Below are 13,718 nucleotides of genomic sequence, written 5' to 3'. Positions count from 1 at the left end.
CCTCTTGCAAAACCTACCTTAGCGTACTGTCCGTTTTTACTAGACCACCCCAGGAAACGAGGTAGAGCTAAGGGACTTGCTGGCTTGAAGAGGGGGGTAGGGAGATGGAATAACTTGCCGGCCGGCCCTGGCTTGCCGCATTTATGCGCAATTCCCTACCCCCTCTTCGCCCAGCAAGTCGGGTCGCCGCGCACGGGTGCGGGCTAACGCCTGCTCGTGGCGCCACTCCTCAATCCGGGGCGTGTTGCCGGAGAGCAAGATTTCCGGCACGGCCCGTCCGCGCCACTCGGCGGGCCGGGTGTAAATGGGCGGCGCCAGCAACTCATCCTGAAACGAGTCGGAAAGGGCTGATTCCTCGTTGCCAAGCACACCGGGCAGCAGCCGCACTACGGCATCGACCAGCACGGCCGCGCCCAGCTCGCCGCCGCTCAGTACGTAGTCGCCGACGCTGATTTCGTGGGTGATATACGTCTGCCGGATGCGCTCATCGATGCCTTTGTAGTGGCCGCAGAGCAACAGCAGGTTGCTGAGCAGCGAAAGCCGGTTGGCCAGCGGCTGGCGCAGGGTCTGGCCGTCGGGCGTGAGGTAGATGACGGCGTCGTAGCTCCGCTGGGCTTGCAGCTCATCGAGCCAGGCGGCAATGGGCTCGGGACGCAAGACCATGCCCGCACCGCCGCCGAACACGGCGTCGTCAATCTGCCCGTGCTTGTTGATGGCCTTGTCGCGCAGCTGATGGACGTGGATTTCGACCAATCCCTTGTCCTGTGCCCGCTTCACGATGGAATGCGCGAATGGGCTGACCAGCAGCTCCGGCAGGCAAGTAAGAATGTCGATACGGACCACAGATTCAACGGATTTTAACGGATGGAACGGATTATTTGGGGGTCCGTGGGCCTTACCTGACGGGTAAGTGTGCTTAGGGCTCGTTAAACTCGTCGGCCTCATCTTTTTCGCGCGAAGTCGGCTTCAAGTACACGTCGAGCAGGCCCTCGGGCAGGTTGACAAAGATTTTGCGCGCTTCCATATCGGCGTGGCTCACCAACTCATCGACCACCGGAATCAGCACTTCCTGGCCCTGATAGCGCATGGCCAGCACGTCCTGCTGGGGCAGTTCGTAGAAGTTCTCGACCGTGCCCAGCTCGCCCAACTCCTTATCCACTACGGTAAAGCCAATAACATCGTGGAAATAGAACTGGTCCTCGTCCAGCTCGGGCAGTTCCGTCAGGGGTAGGTAAAGCTTGCTGCCGCGCAGCGGCTCGGCGTCCTCAATCCGGGCGATGCCGCGCAACGTGAGCAGCACCCGCTTGCCGGCCTGTGGCTGCACCCGCTCCACGCCGTACTCCAGGAGCTTGGCGGGAGCCGCTGGCGCGGCCAGAAAAACGGTTTTCAGCTTGTGATACGCCGCCGGCTCGTCCACGTCGAAATTGGCCACGATGGCACCGCGCAGCCCGTGGGGCTTGAGCAGGTAGCCTAGCTCAAAGCACTCGTCAATCGTCAGCATGAGTTAGAAGATTAAAGCGACCGGCGGCGGCTGGCTTCGACAAAGACAAGGGGGGTAGGGAGGGATGGCCGCAAACAAAGTGAGAGCTTGGAAGCGGCCCACGCGACGGCGGGCTCACTTCCAAGCTCTCGACGGAGCGGCTGCCGAAGCAGTTTACGCGGCGCCTTCGGCAGCCGTCTCAGCGGTTTCCGTGGTAGCGGTGGCACTGTCGTCGGCCGTGGTTTCAGCGGTGGGCGCCGGAGCGGGCTGCAGGGCGGCGAGGGCGGCGGCCTGCTTCTGGCGCAGGGCTTCGGCGCGGGCCTCTTTTACCTTGGTTTCGGCGGCGAGCTGAGCGGTGCGGGCATCGGCTTTGGCGTCGGTCAGGCCGGTGCGCTTGGTCTCGATTTTGGCGTCCTTCTCTTCTTTCCAGGCGTTGAAGCGCTCATCGGCCACGTCCTGCGTGATGGCGCCTTTGTCAACACCAAGCTGCAGGTGGCGGCGGTAGAGCACGCCGCGGTAGGAGAGCATAGCGCGCACCGTGTCAGTGGGCTGCGCGCCGGTCATCATCCAGTAGAAAGCCCGGTCGGCGTCGAAGTTGATGCTGGCAGGATTGATATTGGGGTTGTAGGTGCCGAGCTTCTCAATGAAGCGGCCATCGCGCGGGGCGCGGGCGTCAGCGACTACGATGTCGTAGGTAGCGGCCTTTTTGCGGCCGCGGCGGGCGAGGCGAATCTTAACTGCCATAAACCTTGGGGGTTGTGCGACGCAGCTCGTGCGTCTGGATTGAAAAATTGGGAGTGCAAAGGTAGCCTTTATTTAAAAAGTAATTTCTTAAAAAGAAAACTTATTTTTCCTAAAAAGCAAAAAAGCCTCCGCCGGGAGGGGCGGAGGCTTTCAGAAAAAAGAGGGGGTAGGGAATGGTCTGCGCTTAGGCCGCTTCTGCTACTCGTTTGGGCTTGGCAATCTTGTTCAGATTCATCGTCTTGCGCTTCACCTTGATGATGCCCACCTTGTCGAGGCCCCAGATGGCGACGTAGGTCGGGTCAAACTCCCACCACTTCACGCCGAAGTTGACGCGCAGGGGTAGCTTGTGGTGGTTGTTCTGAAACAACTCGCCGAAGGCCAGAAAGTCCAGCGCCAGCGTGTTCTTCGACTTGTCTTTGTTGTCGAAGTTCTGGTAGCCGTACTTATGGCCACCCCAGTTAACGATGGCACCGTGAATTGGGCCCATCAGGAAGTGAATCGGCAGCAGCAGATACTGCCACCAGGCCGTGGCGAAGTTAATGTAGAACAGCACGTAGGCCGTGCCCCAGCCCAGGCGCGAAACAACCGAGCCACCAAAGTTCTCCAGCCAGTTCCACTCCGGCGTGTCGCCCTCGAAGCGGCGGGCGCCCTCGTGGTTGTTGCTCACGACATTGTTATAAATCGTCTTCGTCTTCCACATCATGTCGAAGGCGTTGTTGGAGAAGTGCGGTGAGTGCGGGTCCAGCTCCGTGTCAGAGTAGGCGTGGTGCATCCGGTGCAACAGAGCGTAGGCCCGCGGCGAAAGGAAGCTGCTGCCCTGACAGATATACGTGAACAGGAAAAAAAACTTTTCCCAAAACTTGCTCATCGTGAACATCTTGTGCGCCGCGTAGCGGTGCAGATAGAAGGTCTGCGTGAACAGCGACAGGTAGTAGTGACCGATGAAAAAGAAGAGAATAGGCATATTCAAAAGAAAAACGAAGGCTGACCGCACCCGTGAAAGCCGAAGGGGAGTTCGTTGGTTCGATTCGGAAACACAAAATTACAGCCACGAGCCTCCCAGGGCCGGCAAAGGCCATAATGTTGCACACGGCGATAGTGAAGTGAGTAGAAACCGGAAGCCGATAGAACGTCATGCTGAACGCAGTGAAGCATCTTGCTAGGATAAGCAATTCAATCGTTGTTCTATGATTTAGATTACTACCCGAGCGAGATGCTTCACTGCGTTCAGCATGACGTTCTATCGGCTTCCGGTTTCTACTACAGCATTTCCCGCGCCGCGTCCCAGTGCTGAGCGTCGGGCAAAGGCGCCAGGAAGGTCAGCTGCTCTTTCGTGACGGGGTGCTGCAGCTCCAGCTGCCGGGCGTGCAGGGCAATGCTCACGTCGGGCAGCGGGGCCAGGAAGCCGTAGCGCACGTCGCCCACGATGGGTGTGCCCAGCCCGGTAGCCAGCTGCACCCGAATCTGGTGGGGCCGGCCCGTGACGGGGTTTACTTCGAGCAGGTAGCGGTTGGCGGCAGGGCCCCGCAGCGCATAGCTCAACTCGGCGCGCAGGCCTTGCGGGTGGCGGGTGGGGTAGGCCTTGGTGGTATTGCGCACGGGGTCTTTCACCAGCCAGTGCACCAGGGTGCCGGTTTCGGGCACCGGCGGCTTGCCGGTCAGGGCGAGGTAGGTTTTGCGCATTAGATTGTCCCGAAACATCTCGTTGAGGCGCACCAGGGCCTTGCTGGTTTTGGCCAGCACCACCACGCCACTCACGGGCCTATCAATGCGGTGGGCCACGCCCACGAAGGCTTCGCCGGGCTTTTTATACTTGAAGCGCAGGTACTCGGCGGCCTTGGCCGAGAGGGGCTCATCGCCGGTGGCATCGCCCTGCACGAGCAGGCCGGCGGGCTTGTTAATGACGAGCAAGTGGTTGTCTTCGAAGAGTATCTCTCTTCCCTCAGACCAGATATTCGGACGGTTCACTTCGTGACAATTAACAGTTATCAATTAACAGTTATCAGTTTGTAATTATATGAGTGTCATCGATAAAATGCGCACTGATAACTGCTCACTTCACTGCTCACTGATTTTAATAGCCTTCGGCCGCGCTGGGGAAGTCGCGGCTCTTGACGTCGGCCACGTAGCGCTGCACGGCGTCGGTCATCACCTCGTGCAGCTCGGCGTAGCGGCGCAGAAAGCGCGGCTTGAACTCCTTGGTGATGCCGAGCAAATCGTGAATGACGAGCACCTGCCCATCGACGCCCGGCCCGGCGCCGATGCCGATGGTGGGGATGCTGAGCTGCTCGCTCACGCGAAGGGCCAGCGCGGCGGGAATTTTTTCGAGCACCAAGGCAAAGCAGCCCAGGTCTTGCAGCTTCTGGGCGTCCTCCAGCAGCTTTTGGGCTTCGGCGTCTTCCTTGGCGCGCACGGTGTAGGTGCCGAACTTGTAGATGCTCTGCGGGGTGAGGCCCAGGTGACCCATCACCGGGATGCCGGCCGTGAGAATGCGCGAGATGCTCTCGCCAATCTCGGCGCCGCCTTCCAGCTTCACGGAGTGAGCGCCGCTTTCCTTCATAATGCGGATGGCCGAGCGCAGCGCCTCGCGGGAGTTGCCCTGATAAGAGCCAAAGGGCATATCGACCACCACCAGCGCCCGCTTCACGGCCCGCACCACGCTCTGGGCGTGATATATCATCTGGTCCAACGTGATGGGCAGCGTGGTTTCGTGGCCGGCCATGACGTTGGAGGCCGAATCGCCAACGAGCAGCACGTCCACGCCGGCGCCGTCGAGGATGCTGGCCATCGAGAAGTCATACGCCGTGAGCATGGAGATTTTCTCGCCCCGCTGCTTCATGGCCAACAGCTGATGCGTGGTGACGAGCTTGACTTCTTTGTGCTGCGACATGCAGAGGGGGGTAGGGAATTGGGGCGGCACTGCCTGCCCAAGGCGGCAAATGTAGCATGGCCGCCGGCTCAGGCCCGCGGGCGCGTCTCGTTTCCCTACCCCCCTTGCTTGGGGAAGAGGGGGTAGGAAGACGAGGCACAGCTACCGATTGAGAATCGAGCGATTGCGCTCCAGCTTCAAGTCCTGCAACAAGCTGCTTTTGGCCGAAATGGTAAAGCTATAGCCCCGCGTAATGCCAAATGGATTCCAGGAACCGGCAATCTGCCAGCAGTGCAGGTCGCGGAAGAAACCAACGGTGGTGTAGGTGACTTCCGCGCTGCGGAAGTCGTAGCCACTGTTGATATTAAAGCGCAGATTCTCGGTCAGCTTCACCGAGCCGGTGGCTTGCAGCGAGGAGCCCGAAAGTAGGGGTAGGGGCGGCAGGCCCTCGCGCCGCGTGATGCGCGGGCGCGAGTCGGTGCTGTAGGAGGCGTTGAAGGAAAGGGCCAGCTCCCAGGGAATCTCGAAGTCGATGTAGTCGGCGTAGAGGCTCGGCCCGCCTACGGTGCCTAGGGTGGGGTCGTTGGTGGGCGCTACCGTGCGCGGGATGGTGGAGCGGCGCTTGCCGGCGGCGGGGTTAAACTGGTAGTTGAGGCTCAGCGAGGCGTTGGTAAGGCGGGCCAGCCGGATGTCTTTCCAACTGCTTTGCTGAAACAAGTAGCGGTCAATAAAGCGGCCGGTGCTGTCGCGCTGGTAGAAGCTGAACGAGCCGTTGACCACCACGGTGAGTTTCTGGGCAATCTGGGTGCCGAGGTTGAAGCTCAACGGGGCCAGGTTGAACGAGTCGGCGGCCAAATTGTAGCCGGTGGCGAAGTCGAAGTTGCGCAGCAAATCGACTTTTTTGAACGGCGCCGTGCCGGTCGAGTCGTTTTTGTCGCGCACCTTCATCTCAATCGAGTTTTGCAGCGAAAAGCCCAGGTTGCTAACCTGCTGCCCGCCCGGCGTGCCGTAGAGAAAGCCCTGGTAGCGCGAAAAGGTGCGCGGGTCGAGGAAGTTGCCGTTGGCATCCTGCAGGCCGACGCCAACCTGGTCATTCTGGGTTTGGCCCAGGTTTAGGTTCTGGTAGGCCGCGCCGCGGCTGAAATCGGGCGAGTAGCTGTAGCTCAGGTTAGGCGTGACCTTGTGGCGGATGGCATCGATGTAACGATTTTTGCCCGAAAAGCGCACCAATCCATAAAATGTGGTGCCCAGGTTTAGGCCCGCCGAATAGGTATAGACCCGGTTGAAGCCCGCCGTCGTGTCGATGCGCACGGCCTGCGCTGCTGGCACGGCTACGTAGTTTAGCTTCTGGAAATACCAGGTCTCACCGTAGTTAATGGTGGGCTGAAAATTAAAGTGCGACACATTATACGAGCCCAGCGAGATGCCGAACTGGTGCTGAATGCCGTTGCGCGAGTTGCGCAGCAAGGAGCCGAGGTTGTTGAGATTCAGCGGGATGACGCGGGCCGTGCTGGCGCCGCCGAGCAGCGGCACGTCGCCAAAGGTGGTGGCCGGCACGTTGTTGCTCACCAGGTTCTGGGCCGTGAGGTTGTAGCTGACCGCAACCTGCTCGTAGATAGCGCCCAGCCCGAGCTTGTTGGCGCCGGGCTCGATGCCGAGCAGCTCATACGGGTACTGCCGGGCCACGCCGATGGTGATATCGGGCAAGGTAAAGTCTTGCACACCCGTCTGGACGTTCTGGCTCTGGCTGAGCTTGACGGCGTAGTTGATGGGCAGGTTGCGCAGCTGCTTGGCGTAGGTGACGCTGGAGCTGAAGGCCGGTTGCAGGCGCTGGCGCGGGTCGAGGCGGTTGATGGTATTATAAAACGTGCTGCCCGCCTGCACACTGGCCGAAAAGCGCCCGCCCCCCGGCTTGGGCACTGGCGCGTGGCTCCAGCGCACCCAGAACGTGTTGGATGCGGACACCTGCTGACGGTCAGGGCCGGTTGAAACCCCCACCGTGGGTAACAGTGGATTGAGTGGCCGGCGGCTATACTCGAAGCTGAACAGGCCGTCGTAGGTGTAGCGCTTGCGGTACGACAGCTCGGCCCGGCCGCCCCAGCCGCCAAAGCCCTGGCCATTGCCGGCGTAGATGTCGCCGGTCACGCGCAAACCCAGGTAGTCGTTGGGCGCCCAGTAGTAGCCGCCGCCGGTCAGGAAATAGCCCCGGTCCTGGGCCTGCCCGAAGGTGGGAATAATCACGCCCGACCCGCGGCTGCCGAGGGGGGTAGGGAAGTAGCCGAACGGCAGGCCGATGGGCAGCGGCACGTCGCCGATGACGAGGTTGAAGGGCCCGGTAATTACCTTTTTGCCCGGCACCACCTTCATTTTGTTGGTTTGAATGTAGAAGTGCGGGTGCTCCAGGTTGCAGGTCGTGTAGTAGCCGTGCTGCCCGAAGAAGTCGTTGTTGGGCTGGCGCTTCACCACGTCGGCGTGCACGTAGCCCTCGCCCTGCTGGGTCACGATTTCGCTGATTTTGCCTTTCCGGGTTTTGAAGTTGTAGGCGATGTTGCCCGCCGTATAGGTGCCTTCCGCGTCCTTGAACACGGGCCGGCCTTCCAGCTTGTTGCTGAGCGAGTCGCGTCGGCCGTTAGCATACACCTGGTTGCGGCCGTAATCCACCGTTATCAGCGCCGCTTTCAACTCCATCGGGCCGTAGTCCACGTTGGCTTTGTTGTAGAGGCGGGCCACCTTCTGGGTTACGTCGAACTGAATTGAATCCTTGGCCGCGTACTTGACGGTGGTCTCAATCTGCCCCTTGCGCTGCGCCGCCAGCCGCAGCGAGTCGCCGGTGGCGCTCGAATCGATGGCTTGCACCAGCGGGTCCGGGGCGTTATCCGTTGGGGCGGGGTTGCTGCCCGAAGCGGGCGCGGGCTTGCGCAGCGAGCCCGGCACCTGCGGCCGGCCGGGGTCCACGACGCCGGCCGGGGCGGGCGCCACGGGCTCGGCGCGGTCGGCGGGAATGTTGCGCACCGGCGGCGTGGCCGGGCTGCCGGGCCGCTGCTGGGCCCAGGCGGCGGGCGCGCTGAGCAGCATCAGCAGCAAAAGCAGGGGTAGGAAACCGCCCGGCCCGGCCCCTTGGCCGCGCCGGCGGGGGTAGGGCCGGGCCCGCAACAAAGACCCGTGAGGAGCAGCCAACGGAAGGTAGCGGTTAATTTGAAGTACTTTTGACACCTCTAACAAAGGTAGCAGGTCGCTGCCCCTTCTTTCAGTTCCAGTCAGGAAACGAATCCCGTGCGAATTATTGCTTGCTTAGCCGTTAACGGTTGGCTCTGCGCTCTTAGCCCGCTGGCCGGCTTTCGGGGAGGAGTTGAAAAAGCCGCCGGGCGTTGCATCGCCGAAGGCAAAACAACCAAAACGGAGCTGGCGCCCGCCACCCCGCCCCGCCCCGCCGCCCCGCGCTACCGCCTGCGCACCATCGTGCTCGACGCCGGCCACGGCGGCAAAGACCGCGGCTGCGCCGGGCAGGCCGGCGCCCGCGAGTCGGCCGTGGCCCTGAAAATTATTCTGGCGCTGGGCCGGCAGATTGAGGCCGAGATGCCCGACGTGCGCGTGCTCTACACCCGCAAAACCGACGTGTTCATTCCGCTGGATGAGCGGGCCGAAATCGCCAACCGCAACCACGCCGACCTGTTCGTGTCGGTGCACTGCAACGCGGCCGGCCCCAGCTCGCACGGCACGGAGGTCTGGACGATGGGCCCGCACAAAACCGACGCCAACCTGAACGTAGCCAAGCGCGAGAACAGCGTCATCTTGCAGGAAGGCGACAACTACCGCGCCCGCTACGGCGGCTTCGACCCCCGCTCGCCCCAGAGCCACATCATGTTTTCGCTGTTTCAGAGCGCCTACGTCACCAACTCGCTGCGCCTGGCTCAGCGCATCGACCGGCAGTTTCGCACGGCTGTGGGCCGGCCCTCGCGCGGCGTCAAGCAGGCCGGCTTTATTGTACTTTGGCGCTCCACTATGCCATCGGTGCTCATCGAGGTCGGCTTTCTGACCAACCCCACCGAGGAGCGGTTTTTGAATAATAAAGCCGGCCAGACCGTGATGGCCAGCGGCATTCTCCGCGCCTTTCGCGAGTACAAGCGCGAGCTGGAAGGCGCGTCCGTAGAATAGCCGCCGGGCGCGGTCAAACATCCGCCCGCCGATTTCGTTTGTGGGCTTGAAAGACTGGGCGGCGTCACATTTCCTACCCCCTGGTCTGGCCGAAACCACCCTTAACCAGCGCACTAGCGCTTTCATTGTGAGCAAAGAAATAAAAGTAGCCCTGCTGGCCATCGTGGCCCTGGTGGCCTTGGCGGTGGGCTTCAACTTCCTGCGTGGCAGCAATCTGCTCTCGAGCAATAAAACCTACTACGCCGTTTATCCCGACGTGGAAGGCCTCAACGTGGGGGCACCAGTTATTCTTAACGGCATCAAGGTTGGGCAGGTCAAAGCCCTGGAGTTGCAGCCCGAGAAAAGCAACGTGGTGCGCGCCGCCCTGGAGCTGGACAAGGGCCTCGTGGTGGGCGACTCGACCGTCGCCAGCCTGGGCGGCTCGCTGCTGGGCTCCAAAACCATTACCCTGACTCTGCGGCCCAACACCCGCACGTTTGCCGGCGGCGAGGAACTAAAAACGGTGTCCGCCTCCGGCATTGCCGGCCTGGCTACGGCGCTGCAAGCCCGCGCCCTGCCCGTGCTCAGCAGCCTCGACTCGACGCTGGTACGGGTGAACGGGTTTTTGAATAAGGATGCTCAAACCAACATTCAGGGCACGCTGCTCGGCGCCCGTGCCAGCACCGAGGCGCTGCAGAAGCTCATTGAGAGCAACCAGCGCAACATCAACCAGATTACCCGCAACCTGGCCCAGATGTCGTCGGCCCTGAACAAGACGACCAGCAAGCTCGACCGCATCACCGTCAACTTCGCGCAGCTTTCGGATTCGCTGAAAGATGCGCCCGTGGGCCCGGCCGTGCGCCGCCTCAACAGCACGCTGGCCGAAGCTCAGACGGCCGTGGCCAGCCTCAACGAGTCGATGAATGGCACCAAAGGCTCGCTGGGCAAGCTGCTCAACGACGACTCGCTCTACACCAACATCAACAAGTCGGCGGCCTCGGCTAATTCGCTGATAGCTGATTTGCAAGCTAATCCGAAGGACTACGTGCACTTCTCGCTGTTCGGCGGCGGGGGCAAAAAGAAAAACAAAGTCGAAACCACCCGCAAGCCCGACGGCACCACCACCACCGAAACCAAGACCGTGGACAACACCGCCGCGCCGGCCCTGGCCCCGAAGTAGGGGGTAGGGAATTGTCGCCTAAAGTTTTAGTAGAGGATGTAAGTGAAAAAGGCGCACTTGTGGAAATATTTCCATAAGTGCGCCTTTTTATTACTACTCAGTGATACCACGATACTACTGCACAATGTGGCTGCGCACGAGCGTGCGGGTGTGGGGTACGCCCCCCACCTTCACCCGCTGACGCACGATGCCTTTGCCCGGCGCCCAGTAGTAGTGGGCAGGCCAGCCGTCCTCAGAGGCGTCTATCAGAATTTTTACCTCTATCACGTCGGGGTACGTGTCTTTGCCGATGGTGAGCGGCGCGCTGTGCCAGTAGGGCTGCGTGCCGTTGAGGTAGTCGGGGCGGGCGTAGTCGCGGGGAATAGTATAGGGAAATACGAGCGCACTACCCTCGTCGGCCGTGCTATTGGGCAAGAATTGCCCGCGCATGATGGCCCAGCAGGGGTAAGCCTTTTCTGTAACGTCCTCCCGAAAGGGGAAGCCACAGTTTCGATTGACAGTGTAAACTTGGTCCACTCCGCTTTGGCTGGAGCGCGTGCGGAGGTGGAGGCGCTCATGTTTTATAACTGGATATTCTTCCCCTCTCGGCACCACGCGCAGCACGCTCACCTCAGCCGACACCACCCAGACGCTATCGAGTTGCTGGGAGGCCGAGTCCTGGTAAATCCAATGCGTGCCAGGCTGGAAAAGCGTATAAGACTTCAACTCGGCCGGCAGGGGCACGGCCTCGGGCTCGGGCCGGGGCTTTTCGCAGCCTACACTCAGCAGCAGGGGGCTCAACAGCAGACAAGCGGCTAGAACCCGTAGGGAAAGAGTAGAGAGAGACTTCATAGGGCGCTGAGCAGTAGACAAGTGGGAGTGAAAGAGCACGGGGGGCAAGAAGCGTGCTATAGTGGCAGACGCAGGAGCGTTTCAATAGAGCCGTGCTTGCGCAGCCGCCAGCCAGCTGCTGCGGACTTCGGCCCAAAGCGTACCTTTGAAACTCGCCCAAGGGACGAATTTCGCCGTTTTCCTACCCCCCGCTTTCCACCTCATCCCACCCCGCCGTGTCGCCCACCACCCCGCAAAATCTGGAGTTCAACAAAAACGAAGACCAGCTCAAGCAGCTCACATTTCAGCTGCGGCAGCGCTTGCAAAAAGTGGCGCTCGGCGGCGGGACCAAGCGCATCGAGGCGCACAAGGCCAAGGGCAAGCTCACGGCGCGGGAGCGGATTGAGTTCCTGCTGGATAAGGGCGCGGCGCAGGTCGAAATCGGCGCCTTTGCGGGCGAGGGCATGTACCAGGATGAGGGCGGCTGCCCCGGCGGCGGCGTGGTCGTGGTCATGGGCTACGTGCGGGGTAGGCAAGTGGTGGTGGTCGCCAACGACGCCACGGTGAAGGCCGGCGCCTGGTTTCCCATCACAGCCAAGAAGAACCTGCGAGCCCAAGAAATCAGCATTGAGAACCGGCTGCCCATTATTTATCTGGTTGATTCGGCCGGCGTGTATTTGCCCATGCAGGACGAGATTTTCCCGGACAAAGAGCACTTTGGCCGCATCTTCCGCAACAACGCCGTGATGTCGAGCATGGGCATCGTGCAGATTTCGGCCATTATGGGCCCGTGCGTGGCTGGCGGCGCGTATTTGCCCATTATGAGCGACGAGGCCATGATTGTGAATGGCACCGGCTCGGTGTTCCTGGCTGGCTCCTATTTGGTGAAATCCGCTATCGGTGAGACTATTGACAATGAGGCACTCGGCGGCGCCAGTATGCACTCGGAAGTGTCGGGCGTGACGGACTACAAGTTCGACACCGACGAGGAGTGCCTGACGCACATCCGCAACATCTTCGACAAGCTCGGCGCCCGGAGTACGGCCGGCTTCAGCCGCGTGGCCCCTACCCCCCCCGCGCTGCCCGAAGCCGATATCTACGGCCTGCTGCCCGCCGACCGCGCCAAGCCCTACGACACGATGGAACTGATAAACCGGCTGGTCGATAACTCGGAGTTTGAGCCCTACAAGGACCTCTACGGGCAGACCCTGATTTGCGGGCTCGCGCGCATTGATGGTTGGGCCGTGGGCATCGTGGCCAATCAGCGCAAGATTGTCAAGAGCAAGAAAACCGGGATGCAGATGGGCGGCGTCATCTACTCCGACTCGGCCGACAAGGCCGCCCGCTTCATCATGAACTGCAACCAAAAGCGCATCCCGCTGGTGTTTCTGCACGACGTATCGGGCTTCATGGTGGGCAGCGCCTCCGAGCAAGGTGGTATCATCAAGGACGGCGCCAAGATGGTCAACGCCATGAGCAACAGCGTGGTCCCGAAGTTTACGGTCATCATCGGCAACTCCTACGGCGCCGGCAACTACGCCATGTGCGGCAAAGCCTACGACCCGCGCCTCATCGTGGCCTGGCCCACCGCCCAGCTCGCCGTGATGAGCGGGGCCGCCGCCGCCAACACCCTGCTCCAAATCCAGGTCGCCAGCCTCAAAGCCAAAGGCGAAGTCATCACCCCCGAAGCCGAAAAGGAGCTGCTCGACCGCATCAAGGCCCGCTACGAGGAGCAATTATCCCCGTATTACGCCGCTGCGAGGTTGTGGGTCGATGCTGTGATTGACCCGCTGGAAACGCGGAAAGTCATTTCCGAAGGCATCGCGGCGGCGAATCACGCGCCGATTGAGCGGGCGTACAATGTGGGCGTTATTCAGGTGTGAGGCCGAGGTTTAATAATTAAAGCTATGGTAGCTATTAATAAAAAGCAGTTTTTGTTTAATCTACGACTTACGCAGGCCTATTGCAAGCAGCAGATGCAGTTCGTAGGAAAGAGCAACGCTGCTATCCTGCGAACAATCAACCCAATTCAAGATGGAAGTGCTGTCTTCGTATATAGACTCAATGAGTACGCTCTGAATCCAGAAGGTGCTGATGGCTTATTGGTAGATTAGTCAGCCACAGCCGACCCGTATAGGGCAGATTTTCCTACTAATAGTTTTTTCACCGATTTGTTTGCGAATCAGTTAGCTCACAAATCATTGATTTCCACGACCTATGAGACGCGAACCGATGATCGAATACTAGTAATCGAATACGATTGCAATATTCCTGATGGAGCTGCCGCCGTTGAATCTGACGGTTTTGTGGATACCAACGATTTTCCTCCAATAGATACTTGGTTTTATAGAGCCCAGTATGAGAAGAGAATAGCGAGTGGAGATGGCTGAGTCTTGTTTGCTTGGATTCCTCAACAGTTCATTCAACTTGTTAATGAAGCCATTGCGACTCAGTTCTTAAATATTATTCATTGGTTTGATAATTGGCGACCATTGGAATAC

Annotated in this window: 11 protein-coding genes; 3 read left to right on the top strand and 8 right to left on the bottom strand. The window is 60.4% G+C overall.

The annotated features are described in order from the left end of the window. Nucleotides 1–141: 141 nt before the first annotated feature. The 7 genes from trmD to ACFE70_RS15650 all read right to left on the bottom strand — a co-directional run bounded on the left by trmD (nucleotide 142) and on the right by ACFE70_RS15650 (nucleotide 8,270). Nucleotides 142–843 (bottom strand): tRNA (guanosine(37)-N1)-methyltransferase TrmD, encoded by a 702-nt coding sequence (trmD, locus tag ACFE70_RS15680; protein WP_375418714.1) that lies wholly within the window; start codon nucleotides 841–843, stop codon nucleotides 142–144. Between the two features lie 73 nt (nucleotides 844–916). Then, nucleotides 917–1,501: a ribosome maturation factor RimM gene (gene rimM / locus ACFE70_RS15675; RefSeq protein ID WP_375418713.1), complete on the bottom strand. Its 585-nt coding sequence runs from the start codon at nucleotides 1,499–1,501 to the stop codon at nucleotides 917–919. Between the two features lie 153 nt (nucleotides 1,502–1,654). After that, the gene (locus ACFE70_RS15670; protein WP_375418712.1) at nucleotides 1,655–2,224 is read right to left on the bottom strand and encodes a 30S ribosomal protein S16; all 570 of its coding nucleotides are present in this window, start codon (nucleotides 2,222–2,224) and stop codon (nucleotides 1,655–1,657) included. A gap of 184 nt (nucleotides 2,225–2,408) precedes the next feature. Beyond that, nucleotides 2,409–3,188: an acyl-CoA desaturase gene (locus ACFE70_RS15665; protein ID WP_375418711.1), complete on the bottom strand. Its 780-nt coding sequence runs from the start codon at nucleotides 3,186–3,188 to the stop codon at nucleotides 2,409–2,411. 296 nt (nucleotides 3,189–3,484) lie between these two features. Further along, nucleotides 3,485–4,192: an RluA family pseudouridine synthase gene (locus ACFE70_RS15660; protein WP_375418710.1), complete on the bottom strand. Its 708-nt coding sequence runs from the start codon at nucleotides 4,190–4,192 to the stop codon at nucleotides 3,485–3,487. Between the two features lie 106 nt (nucleotides 4,193–4,298). After that, nucleotides 4,299–5,114 (bottom strand): 3-methyl-2-oxobutanoate hydroxymethyltransferase, encoded by an 816-nt coding sequence (panB, locus tag ACFE70_RS15655; protein ID WP_375418709.1) that lies wholly within the window; start codon nucleotides 5,112–5,114, stop codon nucleotides 4,299–4,301. A 141-nt stretch (nucleotides 5,115–5,255) separates the two neighbouring features. Further along, nucleotides 5,256–8,270 carry a putative LPS assembly protein LptD gene (locus ACFE70_RS15650; protein WP_375418708.1) on the bottom strand — a complete coding sequence of 1,005 codons (3,015 nt, stop codon included), beginning with the start codon at nucleotides 8,268–8,270 and terminating at the stop codon, nucleotides 5,256–5,258. A gap of 96 nt (nucleotides 8,271–8,366) precedes the next feature. Here ACFE70_RS15650 and ACFE70_RS15645 point away from each other — a divergent pair, with 96 nt between their 5' ends. Then, a complete protein-coding gene (locus ACFE70_RS15645; RefSeq protein WP_375418707.1) occupies nucleotides 8,367–9,248 on the top strand; it encodes an N-acetylmuramoyl-L-alanine amidase in 882 nt (293 codons plus the stop codon). 40 nt (nucleotides 9,249–9,288) lie between these two features. Continuing rightward, on the top strand, nucleotides 9,289–10,407 hold the full coding sequence (locus ACFE70_RS15640) for an MlaD family protein (protein WP_375418706.1): 1,119 nt from the start codon (nucleotides 9,289–9,291) through the stop codon (nucleotides 10,405–10,407). A gap of 114 nt (nucleotides 10,408–10,521) precedes the next feature. Here ACFE70_RS15640 and ACFE70_RS15635 read toward each other — a convergent pair whose 3' ends face one another. Beyond that, nucleotides 10,522–11,238, bottom strand: coding sequence for a hypothetical protein (locus ACFE70_RS15635; protein ID WP_375418705.1), 717 nt, complete (start codon nucleotides 11,236–11,238; stop codon nucleotides 10,522–10,524). Nucleotides 11,239–11,453: 215 nt separating this feature from the next. On the opposite strand from ACFE70_RS15635, the gene ACFE70_RS15630 reads away from it, so the two are divergent. Further along, nucleotides 11,454–13,100 (top strand): acyl-CoA carboxylase subunit beta, encoded by a 1,647-nt coding sequence (locus ACFE70_RS15630; protein ID WP_375418704.1) that lies wholly within the window; start codon nucleotides 11,454–11,456, stop codon nucleotides 13,098–13,100. Nucleotides 13,101–13,718 lie beyond the last annotated feature (618 nt).

Origin of the sequence: uncultured Hymenobacter sp. (genome assembly GCF_964243305.1) — a bacterium.
Lineage (GTDB): Bacteria > Bacteroidota > Bacteroidia > Cytophagales > Hymenobacteraceae > Hymenobacter.
Note: the sequence above shows the minus strand (reverse complement) of the source record. Positions and strands in the feature narration are given on the sequence as shown.

Coding starts and splice junctions, on each gene's coding strand:
- rimM (WP_375418713.1), bottom strand. CDS start 1,501: ATGCTGACGATTGACGAGTGCTTTGAGCTAGGCTACCTGCTCAAGCCC.
- ACFE70_RS15670 (WP_375418712.1), bottom strand. CDS start 2,224: ATGGCAGTTAAGATTCGCCTCGCCCGCCGCGGCCGCAAAAAGGCCGCT.
- ACFE70_RS15665 (WP_375418711.1), bottom strand. CDS start 3,188: ATGCCTATTCTCTTCTTTTTCATCGGTCACTACTACCTGTCGCTGTTC.
- panB (WP_375418709.1), bottom strand. CDS start 5,114: ATGTCGCAGCACAAAGAAGTCAAGCTCGTCACCACGCATCAGCTGTTG.
- ACFE70_RS15635 (WP_375418705.1), bottom strand. CDS start 11,238: ATGAAGTCTCTCTCTACTCTTTCCCTACGGGTTCTAGCCGCTTGTCTG.